Annotated in this window: 19 protein-coding genes; 13 read left to right on the top strand and 6 right to left on the bottom strand. The window is 36.7% G+C overall.

What is annotated here, in order from left to right; genetic code table 11:
- Nucleotides 1-1,548: an ABC transporter permease gene (locus tag CDOMF_RS02835; RefSeq protein WP_260952360.1), complete on the bottom strand. Its 1,548-nt coding sequence runs from the start codon at nucleotides 1,546-1,548 to the stop codon at nucleotides 1-3.
- Entirely contained in the window at nucleotides 1,549-2,550 is a 1,002-nt protein-coding gene (locus CDOMF_RS02840) for a Fe(3+) ABC transporter substrate-binding protein (protein ID WP_260952361.1), read from the bottom strand. It lies immediately after the preceding gene.
- A gap of 185 nt (nucleotides 2,551-2,735) precedes the next feature.
- On the opposite strand from CDOMF_RS02840, the gene CDOMF_RS02845 reads away from it, so the two are divergent.
- The gene (locus CDOMF_RS02845; protein WP_260952362.1) at nucleotides 2,736-3,113 is read left to right on the top strand and encodes a rhodanese-like domain-containing protein; all 378 of its coding nucleotides are present in this window, start codon (nucleotides 2,736-2,738) and stop codon (nucleotides 3,111-3,113) included.
- 7 nt (nucleotides 3,114-3,120) lie between these two features.
- Here the strand turns inward: CDOMF_RS02845 and CDOMF_RS02850 are convergent, their stop codons facing one another.
- On the bottom strand, nucleotides 3,121-4,215 hold the full coding sequence (locus tag CDOMF_RS02850; protein WP_260952363.1) for a CinA family protein: 1,095 nt from the start codon (nucleotides 4,213-4,215) through the stop codon (nucleotides 3,121-3,123).
- Between the two features lie 128 nt (nucleotides 4,216-4,343).
- Here CDOMF_RS02850 and ileS point away from each other — a divergent pair, with 128 nt between their 5' ends.
- The 12 genes from ileS to dapE all read left to right on the top strand — a co-directional run bounded on the left by ileS (nucleotide 4,344) and on the right by dapE (nucleotide 19,840).
- Nucleotides 4,344-7,103 carry an isoleucine--tRNA ligase gene (gene ileS, locus CDOMF_RS02855; protein WP_260952364.1) on the top strand — a complete coding sequence of 920 codons (2,760 nt, stop codon included), beginning with the start codon at nucleotides 4,344-4,346 and terminating at the stop codon, nucleotides 7,101-7,103.
- A 96-nt stretch (nucleotides 7,104-7,199) separates the two neighbouring features.
- Nucleotides 7,200-8,558 (top strand): Asp-tRNA(Asn)/Glu-tRNA(Gln) amidotransferase subunit GatA, encoded by a 1,359-nt coding sequence (gatA, locus tag CDOMF_RS02860; RefSeq protein ID WP_260952365.1) that lies wholly within the window; start codon nucleotides 7,200-7,202, stop codon nucleotides 8,556-8,558.
- Between the two features lie 2 nt (nucleotides 8,559-8,560).
- Nucleotides 8,561-10,009 (top strand): IMP dehydrogenase, encoded by a 1,449-nt coding sequence (guaB, locus tag CDOMF_RS02865; RefSeq protein WP_169974371.1) that lies wholly within the window; start codon nucleotides 8,561-8,563, stop codon nucleotides 10,007-10,009.
- Nucleotides 10,009-11,112, top strand: a complete 1,104-nt coding sequence (gene metX / locus CDOMF_RS02870) for a homoserine O-acetyltransferase MetX (RefSeq protein ID WP_260952366.1) — start codon at nucleotides 10,009-10,011, stop codon at nucleotides 11,110-11,112. Before guaB ends, metX begins: the two co-directional genes overlap by 1 nt.
- On the top strand, nucleotides 11,109-11,315 hold the full coding sequence (gene xseB, locus CDOMF_RS02875; protein WP_260952367.1) for an exodeoxyribonuclease VII small subunit: 207 nt from the start codon (nucleotides 11,109-11,111) through the stop codon (nucleotides 11,313-11,315). The genes metX and xseB overlap by 4 nt, the downstream gene beginning before the upstream one ends.
- Entirely contained in the window at nucleotides 11,308-12,108 is an 801-nt protein-coding gene (locus CDOMF_RS02880; protein ID WP_260952368.1) for a carbon-nitrogen hydrolase family protein, read from the top strand. The genes xseB and CDOMF_RS02880 overlap by 8 nt, the downstream gene beginning before the upstream one ends.
- An 87-nt stretch (nucleotides 12,109-12,195) precedes the next feature.
- Complete coding sequence (murC, locus tag CDOMF_RS02885) at nucleotides 12,196-13,503, top strand: UDP-N-acetylmuramate--L-alanine ligase (RefSeq protein WP_260952369.1); 1,308 nt, start codon at nucleotides 12,196-12,198, stop codon at nucleotides 13,501-13,503.
- Nucleotides 13,500-13,841: a hypothetical protein gene (locus CDOMF_RS02890; RefSeq protein WP_260952370.1), complete on the top strand. Its 342-nt coding sequence runs from the start codon at nucleotides 13,500-13,502 to the stop codon at nucleotides 13,839-13,841. The genes murC and CDOMF_RS02890 overlap by 4 nt, the downstream gene beginning before the upstream one ends.
- A complete protein-coding gene (locus tag CDOMF_RS02895; RefSeq protein WP_260952371.1) occupies nucleotides 13,842-16,043 on the top strand; it encodes an endonuclease MutS2 in 2,202 nt (733 codons plus the stop codon). It begins immediately after the preceding gene.
- 53 nt (nucleotides 16,044-16,096) lie between these two features.
- Nucleotides 16,097-16,696, top strand: a complete 600-nt coding sequence (locus CDOMF_RS02900; protein ID WP_260952372.1) for a LysE family translocator — start codon at nucleotides 16,097-16,099, stop codon at nucleotides 16,694-16,696.
- Nucleotides 16,697-16,962: 266 nt separating this feature from the next.
- Entirely contained in the window at nucleotides 16,963-18,717 is a 1,755-nt protein-coding gene (locus CDOMF_RS02905; protein WP_260952373.1) for an EAL domain-containing protein, read from the top strand.
- A gap of 22 nt (nucleotides 18,718-18,739) precedes the next feature.
- A complete protein-coding gene (gene dapE / locus CDOMF_RS02910) occupies nucleotides 18,740-19,840 on the top strand; it encodes a succinyl-diaminopimelate desuccinylase (RefSeq protein ID WP_260952374.1) in 1,101 nt (366 codons plus the stop codon).
- 7 nt (nucleotides 19,841-19,847) lie between these two features.
- Here dapE and hisG read toward each other — a convergent pair whose 3' ends face one another.
- From hisG to CDOMF_RS02925, 3 genes are read right to left on the bottom strand one after another with little or no spacing between them, the layout of a single operon-like run.
- Nucleotides 19,848-20,462 carry an ATP phosphoribosyltransferase gene (gene hisG / locus CDOMF_RS02915; protein WP_260952375.1) on the bottom strand — a complete coding sequence of 205 codons (615 nt, stop codon included), beginning with the start codon at nucleotides 20,460-20,462 and terminating at the stop codon, nucleotides 19,848-19,850.
- Entirely contained in the window at nucleotides 20,459-21,082 is a 624-nt protein-coding gene (locus CDOMF_RS02920; protein WP_260952376.1) for a type III pantothenate kinase, read from the bottom strand. The genes hisG and CDOMF_RS02920 overlap by 4 nt, the downstream gene beginning before the upstream one ends.
- Nucleotides 21,069-21,398, bottom strand: coding sequence for a hypothetical protein (locus CDOMF_RS02925; RefSeq protein ID WP_170018601.1), 330 nt, complete (start codon nucleotides 21,396-21,398; stop codon nucleotides 21,069-21,071). The genes CDOMF_RS02920 and CDOMF_RS02925 overlap by 14 nt, the downstream gene beginning before the upstream one ends.

A 21,398-nucleotide genomic window follows, 5' to 3' on the forward strand; every position in this document is an offset into this window, starting at 1 on the left:
TTACGCTTTTTTCCTAGATATTATTTCAAGCCAAATTACTGCCACTAAAGATAGCAAAACTATTAGTAAAGATGGCAATGCTGCCGCATATAATCTCTCGTCTGTGGCGTAGAAAAACGCTCTAATGCTAAGAGTTTCAAAGCCAAGCGGACGAAGTATCAGGCTTAATGGCAGCTCTTTTACAATGTCTATAAAAACTACAATCAACGAAAGAAAGAAAAAGTGCCTTAATAGGGGGAAATGCACTTTAAAAAAAAGTGTGAATTTAGATCTATTAAGAAGTAGGCTTGCGTCATCTATATTTTTTGGAATCTTTGCGTAACCACTCTCTACGGCATATACAGAAGTCGCTAAAAATCTTACAATATAGCCAAAGATCAATACGACAAACGAGGCTGATAAAAATTGAGTGCCAAAATTTCTATCTATATATCCGAATACTATCATCACGCATAGGCCTATGCTTGCCCCTGGGAGTGCATAGCCAAGAGAGGTAGTTTTTAGCAAGAATGTATTTAGCTTATTGTTTTTGATAATTCTTGTTGAAAATACTAGAAAGAAGCTAATAAAAGTTATTAAAATTGCACTTATGATAGCCATTAGAAGCGAATTTCCAGCCATGGTTATAAATTCTAGCTTGAAATCTTGAATCGTCATTATGCTCCAATAAACAAGCCAGATAACAGGAAATAAAAATGCCAAACAAAAAATTACAAAGCACCACAAGAAAGCTAAAGTTTTCCCGATAGTGTTAAGCTCGCTTTTGGTTGTTGTCTTTGCGATATTGTGTGTATTAAAGCTATAGCCTTTCGAATTTTTATTGATATGCTCAAATATCATTATGATAAATACTAAAACCATTAGCATTGCAGCCAAAATAGATGCGGAGTATGAGTCTCCTAAATCGAACCATAGTTTAAATATCCCTGCGCTAAATGTTGCCACTCCGTAATAAGCTACAGTTCCGTAATCACTTAAAGTTTCCATTAAAACTAACATTGCTCCGCCTATAATGGCTGGTCTAGAGAGCATCACGGCTACTCTAAATATTTTAAACTGAGACAGTTTATAAATTTTACATACGTCAAAAAGCACTTTCGACTGAGTTTTAAAGGAAGTTTTTGCGAACATATAGATATATGGATAAAGCGATAAGGAAAGCACAAAAATGGCTCCGTAAATATTCATAAAATCAAGCCTAAAGCCGAAAATTTTATGAAAATAGCCTTGAAACTCCATTATTCCGACATAACAAAAGCTAAATATGTAAGCTGGTATGGCAAGCGGAAGCATTAGGGCATATTCAAAGAAATTTACAAAAGGAAATCGGTAGTTAGCTACTATCCATGCCGAAATAACGGCTATTGTGGCACTTAGAGCCAAGACCCCGAAAGCTACTAAAAAAGTGCCTTGAATATACCTTAAAAATAGATATTTAAAAAAATGCTCTAAATTGGAGTAGTCTCCAAAAGCTATCTCGAAAAAAATGCTAATAATAGGGACTAGGATGATGAGGGCGACCGTAATCGCCCAAAATTTGATATTCACTTATTTCCAGCCAGCCATATCAAATATTTTTACGGCTTCGCTTATTTTTTCTACAGATTTATAAAGTGGAGTTGAGTCCTCTTTGAATTTTCCAAACGCTTTGATTGTATCGCTCGGTTCTACTGCTGTATTTACAGGATATTCGTAGTTAATGCCTGCAAGTATCTTTTGAGCCTCAGGACTTACCATAAACTCCATAAATTTGATAGCATTCTCTTTGTTTTTAGAAGCTTTTGTAAGCGCTATACCGCTTATATTTACGTGTGTTCCGCGGTTATCTTGATTAGGGAAGATTACTCCTAAAATTTTAGCTACCTCTACATCTTCAGGCTTTGGAGAATTTAGCATAAGTCCGATGTAGTAAGTATTCATTACCGCCACTTGACCCTCTCCTGCAAATATTGCTTTAGCTTGGTCTCTATCGCCGCCTTTTGGATCACGAGCTAAGTTGGCTAGAGTGCCTTTAGCCCATTTGCTAGCCGCGTCTACACCTTCGCTCTCTATAATTGAAGCCAGAAGAGATGTGTTATATCCTGCTGTAGCACTTCTAATTAGAAGTTTGCCTTTTAGCTCAGGTTTGGTTAGGTCTTGATAGTTTTTAATTATACTTGGATCAAAATTTCTCTTGTCATAAGCTATTATTCTAGCTCTTTTTGAGATAGCAAACCAATATCCCTCTGCGTCTCTATATTGAACCGGAACAATTTTTTCTAGAGTTTGAGATTTTACAGATTGCAATACGCCTTTTTTCTTAGCTGTGTAGAAATTTCCGGCATCTGCAGTGATAAAAAGGTCCGCTACAGAGCTATCGCCCTCTACCTCAAGCTTTTTAATAAGCTCTCCACCCTTTGCCTGAGTTGCATTTACTTTAATTCCAGTTTTTTCTTCGAATAACTTATAAAGTTGTGTGTCAGCGTCATAGTGGCGAGCAGAATATATGTTTATTTCAGCAGCAAGTGCAAAACCTGCTAGCAAACTTAAAGCTAGTATGCTTTTTTTCATGTCTATCCTTTTTAATGGTATTGAAACTCAAAATATTAGCATTTATTTCTTATAATAATATTAAGTATTGTAAATGCAGCTTATACCGAGGTAAAAGAGTGAGATTATAATATAGGCATTTGTTAAAAATTTTTTAACAAAAAAGTGATAATATTTCCTCAATTTTAAAAATAAAAGGCAAAAAATTGAAAAAATTTCTACTTCTATCAATGGCTGCATCGGCTGCTTTTTCTCAGTTTCAAAATGTAAATGTAACGCCTCAAAATATTAATGATTACGAGCAGATTGTAGACATTAGAACAGAGCCTGAGTGGAGAGCTACGGGCATAGTAAAAGGTGCTAAAACAATAACCTTTGATCCTTACAATACTACTAAATTTATACAAGAGCTAAAGGATAACTTTGATATCTCAAAGCCTATAGCTTTGATTTGCAGAAGCGGCAACAGAAGCTTTCATGCAGCTAGAATGCTTGATTCTGGTGGGCTAAATATCATAAATTTAAATGGCGGAATGGGTGCTTTGATTAGACAAGGCTACGAGCCTGTTCCTTTTAATAAATAAAATTTATTCAAAAAAAGATTTCAGGAGCAATGCGCAATAAGCATGTATAGGCGTGCAGTGCGCTTTGTTCTCTTATGTAGTTTCTATCTCCTTTTAAATTTAGCCTATCGACTATGATCTTGCCGTTTTTGCTTAAGGCTCCTACAAATACAGTTCCTACGGGTTTTTCTACGCTTCCGCCGTCAGGTCCCGCTATGCCGCTCACGGCCAATGCGAAATCAGCTCCGCTTGAGCGAATGACCCCACTTAGCATCTCATTTACGCATTGTTCGCTTACCGCTCCATAAGTTTCAATAGTATTCTTGCCAACTCCTAGCCATTCTGCTTTAATCTCGTTTGCATAAGTTATAAGCGAGCCGTCAAAAGCGGCTGAAACTCCTGCAAATTGACCAAATTTGGCTGCTATTAACCCAGCTGTACAAGACTCCGCAAAAGTAATTTTTAGATTTTTTCTAATGAGTGTTTTTGCGATATGTTCAACTAAATTTCTACTGGCGATAAATTTTTGAGAAAATAGATTTTTAACGCCGTTTATAAAGCTTTCTATCTGACCAAATTTATTAGCTTCCGCCCTTACGATAACTAAATTCTCTATGATTTGGGATATATAAATTTGTACTTCGTAAGTTTTAGCAATCGGTTCTAATAAAATTTTAGTACTTTCGCTATCGATATCAAATAGGTTAAAATAAGTAAAATTTATATTTGGTTTTATGTGAATTTGCCCTATTTCTTTAGTTGGAATAGCTTTTATAAGATTTACTTGAGTATCATTTAAATTTATTAAAAAGCTATCTTTCGTTATTGTTATAGCTTTGCTTGGCGCAAGTGTATTTTGCTCCTTTAGTTCTATTAAATCCTCGCTTAATGTAGCCAAAATTTTAGCCGTAGTTGCGTAGTTTTCGTTTGAGGCAAATATGCAAAGAGTATCAAATTTAGAGCATAAGTTTTCTATGATAAATGGCAACTCTTTGTCGCTTTTATTGGCGAAGTTAAACTCTCCAAGCTCTTTAAAATGAGCCTTGTAAAAGCTAAAAATATAGCCCAAAAAAGCGGCGTTTATGCTTAAATCCTCTCCGATTATCAAAAGTGCATTTTTCATAAAAACCTCCTTAATTTTTGAAATTATATCACAAAAAAATCGACTAAATTTTTGGCTTAACGCTCGATTTTCAGTAGCCTTTAATCACTGCTTAGATAAAATTTGCAAATTTGAAACAAGGCAACAAGATGGATTATAAAGATACACTCCTGCTTCCAAGCACCGAATTTCCCATGCGAGGAAGCTTGCCGCAAAACGAACCGACGCGGCTAGAAAAATGGTACGGCGAGAGAGACATCTACTCTAAAATGAAAGCCAAACGCCAAAAGGCGAAAAAGAGCTTCAACCTCCACGACGGACCTCCATATGCAAACGGCAACCTCCACATAGGACACGCACTTAACAAAACCCTAAAAGACATCATCACTAAGACTCACTACTTCTTTGGCGAAGACATCCGCTATACTCCTGGTTGGGACTGCCACGGCTTGCCGATCGAGCAGCAAGTTGAAGTAAAGCTTGGCGAGAAGAAGAAAGCCATGAGCACAACTCGGATCAGGGAGTTTTGCAGAGAGCATGCAAGAGAATTTATAGGGATCCAAAAAGAGGGCTTTAAACAGCTTGGTATAGTCGGTGACTGGGATGATCCTTATCTTACGATGAAATTTAAATTTGAAGCTGAAATTTACAAAACGCTTTGTAAAGTAGCTAAGCGCGGACTTTTGATAGAGCGAAGCAAGCCTGTTTATTGGAGCTGGGCGGCAAAATCAGCCCTTGCAGAAGCTGAGGTCGAGTATGAAGATAAAGAGGACTATAGCATCTACGTAGCCTTTAAACTAGGCGATGAGGCGCTAAAAAAACTAGGAGTTAAAGAGGCAAGCGCAGTCATCTGGACTACGACTCCTTGGACTCTTCCTGCAAACCAAGCCATAAGCTTAAATCCAAATGAAAAATACGTAGTTACAACTGAAAATTTGATATTTGCCAAAGAGATGATCGAAGAACTCGTTAAAGAAGGACTTACAAAAGGCGAGATCGTAAAAGAATTTAAAGCCGGCGAGCTTGAAAATCTCCACGCGATAAATCCTCTAAACGACCGTGAGTCTAAATTTATCCTCGGCGAGCACGTTACTATGGACGGCGGAACGGGTCTAGTTCATACGGCTCCGGGGCACGGTGAGGATGACTATCACATAAGCTTAAAATACGGCATCGAAGTTATCATGCCTGTGGATGAGGCAGGACTTTACGACTCTACGCTTAGAGTTAAGAAGCTTTTCCGCGCGGATGTAGCGGATGAGCTGGTTGGCATGCATATATTTAAAGCTAATGAGAAAATTTTAGAAATTTTGGGCAAAAGCTTGCTTAAAGTTAGCAAATTTACCCACTCTTATCCTTTCTGCTGGAGAACGCATAAGCCGGTTATCTACCGCGCGACAAAGCAGTGGTTTATCGCTATGGACGAGCCAAAGATAGACGGAAAGACTCTAAGAGAGGTTGCGCTTGCGGAGATAGAAAAAGTTAAATTTTACCCTGCAAGCGGTGCAAGAAGGATAGGGTTGATGGTTGCAAATCGCCCTGACTGGTGTATCTCTCGCCAAAGAGATTGGGGTGTGCCAATCGCGTTTTTTAGAGATAAAGAGACGAAAGAGCCGATATTTGATAGCGAAATTTTGGATTTTGTAGCCAAAATTTTTGAAGAAAAAGGAGCTGACGCTTGGTGGGATATGGAAATTAAAGAGCTTCTACCGCCAAACTCCAAATACGACGCTAAAAATTTAGAAAAGGTAACCGACATCCTTGATGTGTGGTTTGATAGCGGCAGCACTTGGTCTGCTGTTTTAAAGAGCGGAGATTACGACGCGGGTGGCTATCAGGCTGATATGTATTTAGAAGGTAGCGATCAGCATAGAGGTTGGTTTCAAAGCTCACTTCTTTTAAGCTGCGCGGCAGAAGGACAAGCGCCTTATAAAAGCGTCTTAACTCACGGCTTTACCGTCGATGAAAACGGTCAAAAGATGAGTAAGAGTAAAGGTAACGTCGTAGCTCCGCAAGACGTGATCAAAACTTACGGCGTTGAAATTTTGCGCCTTTGGGTTGCGCTCAGCGACTACTCAAGCGATCTAAAGATAAGCGATAACATCTTAAAGCAAGTTAGCGAGCAATACCGCAAGATAAGAAATACCATAAGATTTTTGCTCGCAAACGTAAATGACTTAGATGATCTTGAGACTTCAAATTTCAACATCCTTGATAAGTGGATACTAAGCCGCGCTAGACGCGCTTTTGGCGAGGTTGAGACGGCGTTTAGAAATTACGATTTCTCAAAAGGCTTTAGTGTGCTTATGAATTTCTTGAGTGCCGATCTTTCTGGTATCTATCTTGATATTTGTAAAGACAGGCTGTATTGTGACGAGATGGACGGCGATCGCAGAAGATCGGCTCAAAGTGCGATGGCTATCATCACAAGAGCGCTCTTGCCGCTTATAGCACCGACTCTTACATATACGGTTGATGAGGTTATGGACTATGCGCCTGAGATCATCAAAAACGGAGCCAAAGACGCATTTGATCTTGAGTATGCCCCGATAGATTTTGAATTTGAAGTGGATGATGAGCTTTTAGCTCAAAGTAGAGAGAAATTCTTTGAGCTTATAGACGTGCTTAAAAAAGACAAAAAGATAAAATCAACTCTTGAACTAGTGCTTCAAACCAGCTCAAATTCTATCCTGAGCGAAAATTTAGACGAGATAACCGACTGGTATATGGTAAGTGAGATCGAGAGCCTTGATGATAAGGATAGTTTGGCTGAATTTGAGATAGGACATGACAAATTTAAGCTTGTAATGTCAAGCAAATTTAAGTGCCCAAGATGCTGGAAATTTAGCGCTAAACATGACGGCGAAACCTGCCCGAGATGTGAAAGAGTGCTTAAAAATGCTCTCTGAGCCGATACATTTTAGCGTCATCGTAGCCACTATAGCAGCGATACTTTGCGTAGTGGGCATCGGGATAATTTTAGTAAATAAATTTAAGGAAAACAGATGATAACTTTAAAAGAGGCTTTAAAGCTCTCAAACGAGGAGATAAGATCACTAAGAAGCGAGCTTGAGGCAAAAATCATAGCCGAGAAAAGGCTTGGAGCTTATGTGGAGCAGCTTGAGAATTTACCCATATCAAAGCTTGGCGAAGGCATTCCTATAGCGATCAAGGACAATATCCAAGTAAAAGACTGGAGCATAACATCATGCTCTAAAATTTTGCAAGGCTACGTAGCGCCTTATAACGCAACTGTCATAGAAAAGCTTTTAGAGGCGAATTTGGCGCCTTTTGGTAGAACAAATATGGATGAATTTGCGATGGGTAACACTACCGAGAGTTCAATTTATGGAAAAACTTTAAACCCTTTAAATAACGCTCATATCCCTGGAGGCAGCAGTGGCGGCTCTGCGGCTGCGGTAGGCGGCGGTATAGCCATAGCCGCACTTGGTAGCGATACCGGCGGTAGCGTGCGTCAGCCTGCTGCATTTTGCGGATGTGTGGGCTTTAAACCGACTTATGGGCGTGTAAGCAGATACGGTCTTGGCGCTTACTCAAGCAGTTTGGATCAAATTGGTCCTATAACTCAAAACGTAGAAGACGCATCGATACTTTATGATATCATCGCTGGGCATGATGAAAGAGATAGCACAAGCGTAAATAAGAAATTCGAAACTACTGCAGATAAGCTTAACGCCAATAGAAAACTAACAATATGTGTGATAGAAAACTACATAAACGAGGCTAGTGAAGAGACTAAAAGCGCACTTTTGAAAGCGGTTGATGTATTAAAATCAAATGGACATAAGATAGTTTATAAAAATTTAGACACTTCAAAATATGATATAGCAACCTATTATATAATAGGAACTGCCGAAGCGAGTGCAAATTTAAGCCGTTTTGACGGAGTTAGATATGGACGCAGAGCAGAGGCTAAAAATTTAAAAGAGTTATATATCAACTCTCGCTCGGAAGGCTTTGGTGATGAAGTAAAAAGAAGAATTTTACTAGGAACCTTTGTGTTAAGTAGCGGATATTACGATGCTTATTATATAAAAGCGCAAAAAGCAAGAGCGTATACAAAGACAAAATATGAGCAAATTTTAAGCGAATGCGATCTCATGCTAATGCCTGTAGCACCTACTACGGCTCCTAAATTTGGTGATATTACGGATCCGCTTCAATCATACTTAGCTGATATATATACTATAGGTGTCAATTTAGCCGGACTTCCTGCGGTATCTGTTCCTGTGGCTAAGGATAAAAACGGCTTAAATGTCTCGGCTCACCTTGTGGCTAAGGCATGGGATGAGCAGACTCTGCTTGATGGTGCATTTGGCTTGGAAAATTTAATAAAAGGATAAAGATGAAGATAGTTAAAAGAGCTCTCACCTTTGAGGACGTACTTTTAGTTCCGCAGTATTCTGAAATTTTACCCAAAGAAGTTAGTATAAAGAGTGTATTTTCTAAAAACATTACTTTAAATATCCCTATTGTATCGGCTGCTATGGATACGGTTACCGAACACAGGACAGCCATTATGATGGCTCGTTTAGGTGGCATAGGGGTAATACATAAAAATATGGACATAGCCTCTCAAGTTCACGAAGTAAGACGAGTAAAAAAGAGCGAAAGCGGGGTCATAATAGATCCCATATCTATATCTCCAGATGCGACGGTTGGTGATGCACTTGATATGATGGCAGATCTTCATATCTCAGGAGTTCCTGTTGTGGATAGCGAAAATAAACTGATTGGAATTTTAACAAACCGTGATTTGAGGTTTGAAAACGATAGAAGAGTGCTTGTAAAAGATCGTATGACAAAGGCTCCTTTGATAACCGCTCCAAAGGGCTGCACTCTTGATGATGCTGAGAAAATTTTTAGTCAAAATAGAGTAGAAAAGCTCCCTATAGTCGATAAAGATGGACATCTTGAAGGACTTATAACGATAAAAGATCTTAAAAAACGTAAAGAGTATCCAAATGCCAATAAAGATAGATATGGCAGGCTTCGTGTTGCTGCTGCTATTGGCGTAGGACAGTTTGATAGGGCTAAAGCTCTTGTGGAAGCTGGCGTGGATGTTATAGTTATGGACTCTGCGCATGGACACTCAAAAGGTATCATAGATACTCTAAAACAGGTAAAAGCAAATTTTAATGTAGATGTAGTTGTTGGAAATATCGCAAATCCAGCTGCAGTTAAAGACTTGGCAGAGGCAGGAGCAGACGGCATAAAAGTAGGAATCGGTCCCGGATCGATTTGTACTACAAGAATTATAGCGGGAGTAGGAGTGCCGCAAATTTCAGCCATAGATGACTGTGCAAACGAGGCTAAAAAATATGGCATTCCTGTTATAGCAGATGGTGGAATTAAGTATTCAGGAGATATAGCTAAGGCTCTTGCTGCAGGCGCTAGTTGCGTTATGGCCGGAAGCTTGCTTGCAGGATGCGAGGAGAGTCCAGGAGAAGTTATAACTTTCCAAGGAAGACAATATAAAGTATATAGAGGTATGGGCTCTATCGGAGCTATGACCAAAGGAAGTTCTGATAGATATTTTCAGGAAGGCACAGCTCAAGATAAGCTTGTACCGGAAGGCGTAGAGGGTCGTGTGCCATATGTGGGAAGTGTAAAAGATGTTGTGCATCAACTTTTAGGCGGACTTAGAAGCGCAATGGGCTATATGGGCTCAAAAGATATACCAACTCTTCAAGAAAGGGCCGAATTTGTTGAGATTACCAGTGCGGGACTTAAAGAAAGTCACGTTCATGACGTCGTTATAACACAAGAAGCACCGAACTATAAAGTTAATTAGTGTTAAATTTAAAAACCAAAAGAGAGAAATTTGACGAACCGCTTTACCTTGAGAGCGGTCGAATTCTCTCAAATTTTGAGCTTGTTTATGAAACTTACGGAAATTTAAATCAGGATAAAAGCAACGTTATTGTCATCTGCCACGCACTTACCGGCTCACACCATGCCGCAGGCAGGTATGAAAACGATACGAAATCAGGCTGGTGGGATAACTTCATAGGTGATGGCAAAGCGGTTGATACGAATAAGTTTTTTGTCATTTGCGTAAATATTTTAGGCTCAAATTTTGGATCCACAAATCCGCTTAGTATAGAAAAAAGCACGGGTAAACAGTATCGCTTAAGGTTTCCAGTCCTTACGATAAGCGATGTGGTAAAAGCTCAGATGAAGCTTTTTAAAAGACTTGGCATAAAGCAGGCTCACGCAGTTATCGGCGGTAGCCTTGGCGGTATGCAGGCACTTTGCTTTGCGATTGAATTTCCTGATTTTGCAAAAAATGTAATCATCATGGCGAGCACTTATCAGACTAAACCTTGGGCGATCGCATTTAATAAAATCGCAATCGAAGGCATCTTGCGCGACAAGGAATTTAAAGACGGCGAATACGATCCAAACGATATCGCAGAAAGCGGACTTGTCGGCATGGCGCTTGGCAGGATGGTAGGGCATATTAGCTTTTTAAGTCCTGAGTCGATGGACGTGAAATTTGGCAGAAACTATGTCGAGACAGACGGACTTTACGAGCTTACGGGGCGCTTTCAAGTAGATAGATATATGGAGTATAACGGGCATAATTTCCCAAAGCGCTTTGATCCGCTGAGCTATCTTTATATCGTTAAGATGATGAATATCTTTGACTGCACGAGGCATTATGATAGCCTTGGTGACGCGCTTTCTTGTATCAAAGCAAGGCTTACTCTCATATCATTTAGCGGCGATATACTCTTTCCGCCAAGTTGTATGAAGGAGATGGCGGACGAGCTTGCTAAGCTTGAAAAAGCCTGCGAGTGCGAATATATCGAGATAAATAGCAGCTACGGACATGATGCGTTTTTAGTTGAGATTGATAAATTTGAAGATCATGTAAAAAAGGTTTTAAAATGAGTGAAGAGATAAGACAGGATCAGTTTGAAGATAAGCTTATAAAGGCAAATGAAATTTTAGAGCGATTAAGCGATGAGAATATCAGTCTAGAGGAGAGTGTAAAGCTTCACAAAGAGGGCAAAAAGCTACTTGATGAGGCGGCTAAAATTTTACAAAACGCCAAGCTTGTCATAAACGAAATAGAGGATGAAAAAGATGAGTAAAATTTGTGCATTGCAGCTTGCAACTCAACCTATGAGCGATTCTAGACTTGATTATTATTTTAAGATGTGTGCCGATGAGGATGCTCGTCTTGTAGTGCTTGGAGAGTATGTTCTAAATAGCTTTTTTAAAGAGCTTGAGACCATGCCTAAAAGCATTATAAAAGAGCAGAGTGAGAGGAAAAAAGAGTCGCTTTTAAATCTTGCCAGTAAATATGATTTGACTATAGTTGCGCCTTTTGTTTTAAGCAAAGGAAAGGAATTTATAAAAGTCGTTGCAAAATTTAATAATAGCGGAGTCAAATTTCATGAACAGCAAATTTTAATGCCGTATTCACACTGGAATGAGGCGAAATTCTTTAATAATGCTCAAGAGGACAAGATAAATTTTATGACCTTTATGCATGAAAAATTTAAAATCGGTGTGATGTTTGGTTACGAATCTCACTTTGACCCTGCCTGGGCGTATATGATGAATAAAAAAGTAGATATCATAGTAATGCCGACTGCGAGCACTTTTTTTAGTGAAAATCGCTGGGAAGAGCTTTTAAAGACTAGAGCTTTTACGAATAATACATATATTTTACGGGTAAATCGCGTGGGAAATCATAAGGTAACCGCCGGTCAGTGGAATTTTTACGGAGATACGATGCTTATTGATCCTTTAGGTGAAGTTGAAGCCAGTCTTGGAAACGGCGAAGAGATGTTACTGGCAAAGGTTAGTAAGCAAAAGATTGGTAATGCCAGAAATTTGTGGGAATTTAGAAAGATACTTCACAAGAGAGGACTTGTTTAAATTGTCTAATTTCTTATTTTAAATAGCTAAAAGTATCTAAGTCTCTTTTGGATATAATCGATATAAATTTTAATTCAAGGTCAAATTTTGAAAAAAGTCCATTTTATAGGTATAGGCGGCATAGGAATTTCGGCAATCGCTAGGTTTTTAAATGAAAAAGGTTTTGAGATAAGCGGTAGCGATATCAAAGAGAGTCCAACTACTATAGAGCTGCAAAATCAAGGCATTAAAGTCATCACTCCTCACTGCAAAGAGGCTATCAAAGATCAAGATTTCGTCATATATTCAGCAGCTATAAAGAGCGATAATATCGAACTTATCGAGGCTAAAAATAAAGGCATAAAGTGCTTATCTCGCAAAGAGGCATTGCCTATGGTTTTGGAGGGTAAACGTGTATTTGCGGTGGCGGGAGCTCATGGCAAAAGCACTACTTCTGCGATGCTATCCGGCCTTCTTGAAGGCTCTGTAATCATAGGTGCGATCTCTAAGCAGTTTAACTCCAATATGAAATATGAAGCTCATGAAAATGTGATATTTGAAGCTGACGAGAGTGATTCTAGCTTTTTAAACTCAAACCCGTATCTTGCTGTCGTAACCAATGCAGAGCCCGAACATATGGAACACTACGAGCATGATTTGGAGAAATTTCATGCCGCATATCGCGGATTTTTAGAGCGTGCTAAAGTTAGGGTGATAAATGCCGAAGATGAGTTTTTAAGTACTTTAAAAATAGAGGCGGTTAGACTAAATCCAAGCGTTGATATTACCGATATGAAGATGGTTGTAAGAGATTTTGTCCCTTATACCACATTTAATCTTAAAAATTTGGGCAAATTTGAGGTGCTTGGAATGGGCGAATATATAGCAATCGATGCTAGTTTAGCCATTTTAGCGGCGATTAACGAAGTATCTTTAAGTTCAATTAGAGAAAATTTGCTAAATTTTAAAGGGATAAAAAAGCGCTTTGATATACTGACTGCAAGTCGTAATTTTGTACTTATAGATGACTATGGACACCATCCTACTGAGATTAAAGCTACTTTAAAATCTGCATTTGAATATGCTAAGTTACTTGGAATTTCAAAAGTTACAGCCATATTTCAGCCACATAGATATACTAGACTTAGTGCGAATTTGGATGCTTTCAAAGAGAGTTTTAAAGGCATAGACGAGCTTGTAATTTTACCTGTATATGCGGCTGGTGAGACACCTATAGTTATAGATCTGAAAGAGGAATTTAAAGAGTATAATCCGGTAATGACTAAAAAAGTTGAGCGAGAAGGCGATGCTATCGGATTTATAGATGAATTTGGAGTAAAAAATTTGCTTGATGACGGGCTTGTAATAGGCTTTGGAGCAGGAGATATCACATATCAGTTAAGGGGAATTTTATGAGAATTTTATTTATTTTAGCGGCTCTTTTACTGGTTGTTTTGCTATTTAGCATAAAACATGAAAGCCTTAGTCTAAAGGCTAAAGTAATGCTTACGATAGTCATATCTATTGTTTGCGCAGCCGCTTGTTTTTATCAATTTGAGTTTGAAAATAGACAGGCTAAATCTCAAGAAATTTTAACACTTTTTAATCAAGGAAAAATTTTAAAGTGTGGAGATATTGAAGTAAATAATTCAAAATTTAATTACGAATTTGGCACCTCCTCTTTTGTTGCAAAACGCGCAATCACAGAGCTTCGTAGCATAAAAGTAGATATTAAAAATTGCGAGGCGAAGTAAGTGGATAGGCTTATTCAAACCCTTGATTTGACTGAATATATCGCTAAATTTAGCTCATTTTTGGCCCGCGAAAAGCCTCTTTTTATGCCTGGAGACACAAGACTTCACTATGAAAAGATTATCGAACTCTCTTTAATGGAGTTTAAAGAGCCGGAGAATACCGCAAATTTAGACGATGCACTAATGCGCCTTAGCAAACAAGCAATACTTCATATAAGTGAAATTTACGAATTTGCCAAAATTATCAGATATTTTACCTATCTAAAAACTCTAAAATTTGAGAAAAAACTTGGAGAGTGGCTTGCAAAGATAGAAATTCCGGAAGCGGTTTTGAAAGCTGCAAACTATTTTGATAAAAATGGTGAGTTAAAAGATGAGATAGATGAGAGATTGGTTGGCATAAGAGCCGCTTTTAACACAAAAAAAGCGCAAATTGATGCCGACATGAAAAGGCTTATATATTCTAAGTCGATAACTCCTTATCTTGTCGATACACAGGTGCATTTTATAAACAGTCAAGAGGCGTTGCTAGTTAGAGGAGGCTTTAATCACGCTTTAAAAGGCACCGTTATAGGGCGTAGCGCTAGCGGATATTTTTATATAATGCCGGCGAATATAGAAAAGTTAAAAAAAGAGCAAAGTGAGCTAATAGATAAAAAAGAGCAAATAATTTATGAATATGCAAAGCAGATTAGCGGAGTTTTTCACAAAAATTTATTATTTTTAAAATTTATAAACACAGCCTTTGATCTTTTTGACGCCTATAGTGCAAGAGTTTTGACAGCTAGAAGCTTGGATTACGAGTTTGTTTTAAGTGATAACTCAGATAAGATAATTCTTAAAAATTTCGCCCATCCTGCGCTTAAAAACCCAAAGAGTGTAAGTGTGGATTTTAGTAAAAAAGTTCTTTTGATAACCGGTGTAAATGCTGGCGGTAAATCTATGCTACTAAAATCAATAATAGCTGCTTCTTTTATGGCGAAGTATCTTTTGCCTATGAGAATAGATCCTCTTAACTCTCGCATAGGCGGATTTAAGGAGTTTGATACCATCATCGAAGATCCGCAAAACGTAAAGAACGATATCTCAACTTTTGCTGGCAGGATGATGCATTTTTCTAAACTTTTTACAAAGAAAAATTTGCTAATCGGTATTGATGAGATAGAGCTTGGAACGGATTTTGAAGAGGCTGCAAGCTTATATGGGGTAATGATAGAAAAGCTTATATCTCAAGATATTAAGATGATAATTACAACCCACCACAAACGTTTAGCCATGATACTTGCCAAAAATAGCGAGGTTGAGCTTGTGGCGGCACTTTATGACGAAGCAAATTCTCGTCCGAAATTCGAGTTTTTAAAAGGAACTATTGGTAAATCATATGCCTTTGAAACAGCGGCTAGATACGGAATCTCTCAAAATTTGGTAAGCGAGGCTAAGAGGCTTTACGGAGAAGATAAAGAAAATTTAAATGAAATAATCTCAAAGACTCTAAATTTAGAGGTTGAGCTAAAAGAAAGGCTTGAAAATACACTCAAAAAAGAACAAAAATTAGACAGCCTAATAGACAGCTTAAGAGATCAAAAAGAGCGTTTTGAAATTGAGCAGCAAGAGATTGTAAATAGACTTGAAAGAGAGTATTTTAAGGCTATAAATGAGGCCAAAAGAGCTATAAATTTAGATGATACCAAAGAGAAACAGCGCGCTTTAAACAGGGCTAATGAAGCTAAAAAAACGATAGTAAAACCAGAAGTTGCCACTGCGCCTGAGCTAAATGTGGGAGATCATGTAAAATATGGCAAAATAAAGGGGGTGGTGATAAATTTAAGCAAAAGCGATGTGACTATACAAACCGATGCCGTAAGCTTGAGGGTGCCTATAAAGATGTTAAAAAAGAGTGGAAATCCGCCATCTGCACCACAAAAATCAGAAGTAAATTTGAAAATACAAAAGCCAAGAAGTGCAAATGTAGTGCTTGATCTGCACGGAATGCGTGCTGATGAGGCGATAGATAAATTGGATAAATTTATAAGCGATAGCCTTGTGATGGGTTTTGATGAGGTAAGCGTATTTCACGGTATAGGCACAGGTAAACTTGCTTATGCGGTCAAGAATTTTTTAAGAGAGCATCCTAGTGTAAAGGAATTTTTTGATGCACCGCCAAATCAGGGTGGTTTTGGAGCAAAGATTATTCGTCTTTAGTAGTCCAAATCTATCAATTTATACTACTTAATATGAAATTTTAAAGGATTGATTTGACGGCATTTTTGCAAGGGTTGTTTTTTGGTTTTGGTGCGGCGGTCCCAATAGGCCCTATAAATATAATGATAATGACAGCTGCTCTAAAATCGTTTTGGATAGCTTTTGCTATAGGGCTTGGAGCCATGAGTGCTGATATATTTTATCTTGCGCTTTTGGTCTTTGGTCTGCTTGAATATTTAAATGGCGATACTGTCTCAAAAATTATAGGGACTTTTGGTATCTGTTATCTTTTTTATATATCATATCTTATACTTAAAAATTCCAATAAACCTATAAGAGTAGATGAGCAGATTGGAGCAATCAAAGGAAATTTTCTTAGAAATTATTTTAAAGGTTTCTTGGTAACTCTTACAAATCCTTATACGGTAGGCTTTTGGCTTAGTGTGACAAGCTATGCTAAAAGCTTTGAGAATGTATATTTAGTTATGGTCGGGCTTGTTGTCGCTATTTTTATATGGATAGTGTCTATGCCTTTTGGAGTCTATAAAAGTGCTAAATTTATCTCTCGTAATTTAGTAAAATGGATGAATATTGTATGTGCAATTATATTAGTAGTATTTGCGTTAAATATGCTTTATAAGTTATTTTTATAGATAGATATTTTATTGATGGTTGTTAATAGCTTTTTAAAACAAAAGATGATAAAATGCAAGGTAGTTTGTCTTATAAAAAAGAGGCTTAAGAAGTTCTAATGCAAAATTTCGATTTAAAGAAATCAACTAGACTATTTGTAATACTACCTGTAACAATATTATTTATATGTTATATTGCTATCATTTTTTATATTTTCAGTATTAAATATAAAGGATCTATTGAACATCCCGTGGATATATCCATAAATCAGAAAGTAGAGTCTTTTATGAATGTTGTAGAGATGATTTATAAAGATATCGCCAGAGAAGATATAGCAAAATTTCAAGAATACACAAAAGAGACTAAGGCAATTCCTACTTGGATATTACAGGGTTCTGAAACTAAAAAAGAATTTATTGTTTTAGCCAGTTCAGAATATCCCGACCTTATTAATAAACCTATGCCCCATGAGATTTGTGATATGGACGCAAGAAGATATCAAAATCTAATTAATAGCGACCACTATAAAAATATTAAACTAGTGCCTGATAATAAAATTTTAGTTTGTTATTTTAAAAAATATAAAGATATAATTATCGGCTATCGTATGCTTCATAATGCTAAAATTTCAGGTTTTGGCGACCCTTACTTTAAAGAGTGGGTTATCGTAAATATGAAAACTACAATAGTTGTAACGACTTTAATACTTGTAATAGCTCTATTTCAATATTTTTTATTTTTTAGAAACTTAAAAACAAGCCATTATATAATGACTAAAATTAATTCAGAGCTTACTAAAAAAAATTCTGAAATAGAGTATAGGCTTTATTTTGACATATTGACAGGACTGCCAAATAAAGAGTCTTTACAAAGAGATATAGAGTCTATGAAAAATCCTAAAATAGTTATTATGGATATAGATAATTTTAGAAAAATGAATAACTATTTTGGCTATAAGATATGTAATCAGGTTTTAGTATATCTTGCTGAACTTACAAGAAGAATAGCCGACAAAGAGGGAATGACGGTATATAGGACGGGAGCGGATCAATTTACTTTTGTAGAAGATAAAAATTTCTTCATAGATAGATATGAGGAGCTTGCTGCAAAATTATTGGATACATTAAAGGGTCTTATTATAGATGTTGAGAGAGAGGATGAAGATAAGCAAGATCTAATAGAGGTGCATTGCACTGTAGGATTTTCTCTTGATGAGTTTGATACCTTTAAAAAGGCTATGCTAGCTTTGGAGCATGCAAAAAGTAATGGTAAAGATTATTTTTGTTACCTCAAAAGCATCGATGATACAACGCAATATGTTGAGCAGATTAAGCGTTCAAATTTAATTAGAAATGCAATTATAAATGATAGGATTATCCCTTTCTATCAGCCTATATTTAATGCAAAAAAACAGGTTGTTAAGTATGAGATGTTGGCTCGTATACAAAATAGCAGGGAGATAATATCACCCAATGTTTTTTTAGATGTATCAAAACGCATTAAGAGGTATGTTGATATAGAAAAAATGCTTTTGGAAAAGAGCTTTAAGCTTATAGCTGATAAGCCAGAAGCGGTAATATCGGTAAATTTATCAGGTAGAGATATGACAGATGGCGATATGAGCGTATTTATAATAGATAGAATCAATAGATATAAGATCGCAAATCGTGTAGTTTTTGAAATACTGGAGGATGAGAACCTTGAGAATTTGGAGAGGGTTATTAAATTTATAGAGCGCGTTAAAAATATGGGAGTTAAGATAGCTATAGATGATTTTGGCTCAGGATATAGCAATTTTTCATATTTATTAAGGATAAAACCTGATTATATTAAATTAGACGGCTCTATAATAAAAAATGTAGATATTGATGATGATTCACGCTCTGTAGCCGGAGCTATAATAGCATTCGCCAAAAAGCTTAATATCACTATAGTTGCCGAATTTGTGCATTCAAAGAGTGTTTTTGAAGCTTGCGTAGATCTTGGAGTAGATGAATTCCAAGGATTTTATCTAGGCGAGCCTTCGGATTCACTGCTTTAAAATTTAAAATATTGGAAATAGTATGCAAGTCATAAATTTTCTTACTGAACTTCTTAAGTTTAAGTCTATAACACCCAAAGACGATGGAACTTTAGATTTTATAAGCTCTTTTTGTAATGAATTCAAGCCCATTTTTGTAAATAAAAATGGTGTTAAAAATCTGATTTTGACTAAAAAATTTGGCGATGGGCCACATCTGGCTTTTGCCGGTCATGTTGATGTTGTGCCTCCTGGAAATGGTTGGGATAGTGATCCTTTTGAGCCAATTTTAAAAGATGGCTTTATATATGCTAGGGGCGCTCAAGATATGAAAGGGGGAGTTGCGGCATTTGTTTGCGCTTGTAAAGAAGCTAAAAATTTTAAAGGAACTCTGTCTATTATATTGACCAGTGATGAAGAGGGAGATGCGATTTACGGTACTAAAGAGGCGCTTAAATTTATGGAAGAAAATCATATGTCGCCCGATTTTGCTGTAGTAGCTGAGCCAACTTGCGATAAAATACTTGGAGATACCATTAAAGTCGGGCGTAGAGGATCTATAAATGGAAAACTTATAATCAAAGGAGTTCAAGGACACGCCGCATATCCTGCTAAGTGCATAAATCCAGTTCATCAACTAGCAAGCGTGTTTTATAAATTTGCAGGGCATGACATGGATAATGGAAGCGAATTTTTTGATCCTAGTAAAATCGTGATAACTGATATAAGAGGAGGTATGGAAGTCTGTAATGTCACGCCTGGTGAAGTAAAAGTAATGTTTAATGTTAGAAATTCTATTCAAACTAATGCAGAAAATTTAAAAGATTATATTAAAGAGCTATTTGGCGAATTTGAATATGAACTTGAAATCAACCAAAATGCAAAACCATTTTTAACCGATAAAGATAGTAAAATAGTAAAATCTATACAAAGTTCCGTTATAAAAATTTGTGGAGTAATACCTGAGCTAAATACTAAGGGTGGCACAAGTGATGCTAGGTATTTAGCTGAATTTGGTGTCAAAGTAGTAGAATTTGGAGTGATAAACGATAGAATTCATGCTATTAACGAGAGAGTTAGTGTTAATGAGATCGAAAAGCTATATGAGGTTTTTGCTGATTTGATAGAAAATTTCAACTCTTAATAGGCAATTAATCTTCAATCTCTTTTTTTATCTTGTCGTAAAGCGACAAGATCTCATCTTTTTTTATTATAAAGCTATTTTTATTTGCTATTAGATGGGCCGATGAGTGCATTATTGTTTCGGCTACTTTAAGCCCGTTTTGCTTCATTGTAGTCCCAGTTTCGACCACATCTACTATTGCATTGCTAAGCCCTACAATCGGAGCAAGCTCAATGGAACCATATAACTTGATGATTTTTAGTGCGGTTGCCTTTGTTGAAAAGTAATTTCTGGATATGTTTGGCATCTTAGTGGCTACTCTAAGCTCCGGCGCACTATAGTCCAGATTATCGCTTTCTTTTATCCCTACGCATACGCGGCATTTTCCTATTTTTAGATCGAGCAGCCTAAGTACGTCCGGCTTATGCTCTTCTAAAACATCAAGCCCAACCACTCCAATATCTGCAGCACCGTTTACTATATATACGGGTATGTCTTGGTTTCTGACCATTAAGAATTTAAAACCCCCTTCGCTCATTACGAGTTTTCTATCTTCAAATAAAAAAGGTGTCTTAAAAATTTTCCTAAAAATCATTAGAGTTTCTTCGGCTATTCGACCCTTTGGAAGAGCGATTGTTATCATAAAATTTCCTTTTCTTCTATAAGCTTTTGCATTCCTCTAAAGATGAGTATTCTATCGTATATTCCGTTTTTGAAAAATCTGGATAAGAACTCCCCATCTCCGCCTGTAAAATAAATTTTAGAGTTGTTTGAGATATTTTCTATTAGTAAAACTATAGGCTTTACTATACCGTAGCTTATGGCATCGGCAGTCTTTTGAGGTAGCGCATCAAGCTGTATCTGCGAATTTAGAGCTATTTTTAATCGAGAAGATATGTTTTCATAAGTCTTTAGGCTTTGAGAAATACCCGGCACTATACATCCTCCAAGATGCATTTTGTTTGCCATGACATCAATTGTTATAGCGCTTCCGGCGTCTACTATTACTCCCTCGTCTATACTGTAGCAGTTAGCTATCCTGTCTATTCCAAGAGTTTTATATATAGTATCTATTTCAAAAAATGGCTCTAAATTTACAAAGTTTTTATCATTTTGAAGCTTTTGGTTTATGCTGTCATTTACACTTATATAGTATATTTTCTCATTACGCTTGAAATTTTGGAATTTATCTATACTTATTTTTGAGATCTTTCCGTCTTCAAATATAGTTGCATTTGTGTTTCCTATATCACACAAAATCATAATTAAATCCGTTTTCTTTCATTAAATTTTGTGCTTTAGAGCAAATTGGCGAGCTATAAAATATAGTTTTTTTCTTGAAATTTATCTCTAAGTCAGCTTGGATTTTAGAGTAAATTTCAAGAATTTCATCAAATTCTTTTTTTAAAAATCTACTTTTAGCTTCTCTTATAAATACAAGAGTATAAAAACCTTTTAAATCTACGCCACTAGCACAATTAAGAGTTCTTTTGTTTGTAAATTTACTAAGGTCAATCTCTTTTAGGTCTTTTAAAACAATCTTTTTGTCTTCAAAAATTTTATAGATTCGGGCTCTCAT

The organism is Campylobacter sp. RM16187, assembly GCF_025319965.1.
GTDB lineage: Bacteria > Campylobacterota > Campylobacteria > Campylobacterales > Campylobacteraceae > Campylobacter_A.

Coding starts and splice junctions, on each gene's coding strand:
- CDOMF_RS02840 (WP_260952361.1), bottom strand. CDS start 2,550: ATGAAAAAAAGCATACTAGCTTTAAGTTTGCTAGCAGGTTTTGCACTT.
- CDOMF_RS02850 (WP_260952363.1), bottom strand. CDS start 4,215: ATGAAAAATGCACTTTTGATAATCGGAGAGGATTTAAGCATAAACGCC.
- ileS (WP_260952364.1), top strand. CDS start 4,344: ATGGATTATAAAGATACACTCCTGCTTCCAAGCACCGAATTTCCCATG.
- gatA (WP_260952365.1), top strand. CDS start 7,200: ATGATAACTTTAAAAGAGGCTTTAAAGCTCTCAAACGAGGAGATAAGA.
- guaB (WP_169974371.1), top strand. CDS start 8,561: ATGAAGATAGTTAAAAGAGCTCTCACCTTTGAGGACGTACTTTTAGTT.
- xseB (WP_260952367.1), top strand. CDS start 11,109: ATGAGTGAAGAGATAAGACAGGATCAGTTTGAAGATAAGCTTATAAAG.
- CDOMF_RS02880 (WP_260952368.1), top strand. CDS start 11,308: ATGAGTAAAATTTGTGCATTGCAGCTTGCAACTCAACCTATGAGCGAT.
- CDOMF_RS02890 (WP_260952370.1), top strand. CDS start 13,500: ATGAGAATTTTATTTATTTTAGCGGCTCTTTTACTGGTTGTTTTGCTA.
- CDOMF_RS02905 (WP_260952373.1), top strand. CDS start 16,963: ATGAATGTTGTAGAGATGATTTATAAAGATATCGCCAGAGAAGATATA.
- dapE (WP_260952374.1), top strand. CDS start 18,740: ATGCAAGTCATAAATTTTCTTACTGAACTTCTTAAGTTTAAGTCTATA.
- hisG (WP_260952375.1), bottom strand. CDS start 20,462: ATGATAACAATCGCTCTTCCAAAGGGTCGAATAGCCGAAGAAACTCTA.
- CDOMF_RS02920 (WP_260952376.1), bottom strand. CDS start 21,082: ATGATTTTGTGTGATATAGGAAACACAAATGCAACTATATTTGAAGAC.
- CDOMF_RS02925 (WP_170018601.1), bottom strand. CDS start 21,398: ATGAGAGCCCGAATCTATAAAATTTTTGAAGACAAAAAGATTGTTTTA.